1 protein-coding gene is annotated in these 1,671 nt (G+C 69.5%); it reads right to left on the bottom strand.

Going from position 1 to position 1,671, the window contains the following annotated elements; all coding sequences use genetic code 11:
• Positions 1-28 precede the first annotated feature (28 nt).
• Positions 29-1,671 (bottom strand): autotransporter family protein (locus AWJ14_RS14835; protein ID WP_066180724.1); only part of this gene is annotated, 1,643 nt, incomplete at its 5' end.

Here is a 1,671-nt window from a genome sequence, read left to right as displayed (position 1 = left end):
TGTGCGCTCTGGAGCGCTGTGCTGCGGCTCAGAAGCGGACGGTCAGGCGGGCGGCGCCGGAATTGTCCATGACGCCGTCGCCGAATTCGCCCTCATAGGTCAGCCCGAGCGTCGCGGTCGGCGTCAGGTCGATCTCGAAGCCGGCTCCGACCACGGCGAGGTTCTCGGCCAGCGGCGTGCCGCTGACGATGAACGAGGAGCCGCTGATCGCGTTGGTCGAGGTCGGCGCGGTGTCGCCGAAGGCGTGACGCCAGCCGAGCATGCCCGAGACGCGCATGTCGGTTTCGCCGAGCGCGAAGGCCGAGGAGATGCGGCTGCCGAGCGTCGAGTAGCCCACGGTGGTGGTGGACTTGGCCACCGTGAGCGCGGTGACGCCGCCGGTCTCGGTGTAGCCGTCGGTCGTCATCGACACCACGCTCAGCCCGGCGAAGGGGGTGAAGGTCACCCGGCCGGCCTGGATGTCATAGCCGAGTTCGCCGAAGGCCTGGTAGGTGCTGGCGTCGGTCGAGCCGGCGAGGGTGTCGCTGATGCCGCCGACCACCACGCTGCGGGTGGTGTCGAGCTGGTTGAAGCTGTAGGCGGCGCCGCCGGTGAGCCTGAAGTCGCCGAAGCGGGTGCCGCCATAGATACCGGCGGTGTAGCTGTCGGTGTCGGTGGAGGAGGCCAGCGTGTCCGCGGAGAAGCGGGCGCGCTGGAAGCCTGCGAACAGGCCGATGCGGCCCTCGCCGAGCGCGGTGTCGATGCCGCCCATGAAGCCCGCCGAGGAGCGGTCGACGGCCGCCGTCGTGGCGGTGGCGTCGCTGGTGCCGATCGAGCCGTAGCCGGAGGCCCAGCTGGCGTAGCCGGTGAAGGTGTCGCGCGTCTCGCCGTCGCCCTGGGGCAGGCCGGTGCTGCTGGCGATGGGGGCATCGAAGGCATGGTTGATGCGGTTGAGCACGAACTGGCCCGAGCCCTGCGCACCGGCGATCAGGCCGCTGGTGGTGCTGGCGGTGAGTTCGCCCGACAGCGCCTCGTAGGAGGCCTGGGCCTGGCCCGCGTTCATCGGCAGGATCTGCAGATAGATCGGGTTGGTCTTGGGCAGGTTGGCCACCGCCTGGGCGGTCGCGGCCTGGTTCGGCGTCTTGGCCACGTCGGGCAGGGCGACGTCGTTGCGCTTGAGCACCAGATCGACATTGTTGCCGCTGTAGTCGAGCGAGCTGTCCAGGAAGGCATAATCGGAGGCGACGCCGTCGAAGCGGGTCGAGCCATAGCCGCCGTCGGCGGTCAGGATCGTGTAGCTCGAGGTTTCCGCATAGACGCCGTCGAGGCCGACATGCTTGACGGTGCCGGCGAGATCGGCGGTGCCGAGGACATGCAGAAGGTCGCTCGACGTCCCGGACGGATCGGTTTCGACGAGATAGGTCGATCCGTCGGCAAAGGAGAAGTCGCCCGACACGGTGAGCGTGCCGATGGAATTGCCGGTCGCAAGCGTCGCGCCGCTCTGCAGCGCGGCATTGCCGCCGATCCTGCCGGAGCCTGCGAGCGTGGCGCCGGAGGCGACGGTCAGCAGGGTTCCGCCGTGGCCGAACTTGCCGTTGACGGCGAGCGTGCCGGCGCTGACGGTGGTGTCGCCCATGAAGCCGCCGCTGTTGCCCGACAGCACCAGCGTGCCCGCGCCGGTCTTGGTGAAGG

The sequence above is a fragment of the Parahoeflea olei genome, assembly GCF_001703635.1.
In the GTDB taxonomy this organism is placed as follows: Bacteria; Pseudomonadota; Alphaproteobacteria; order Rhizobiales; family Rhizobiaceae; genus Hoeflea; species Hoeflea olei.
The sequence above is the reverse complement of the archived record's forward strand: the minus strand, read 5'-3'. Positions and strand labels throughout refer to the sequence as shown.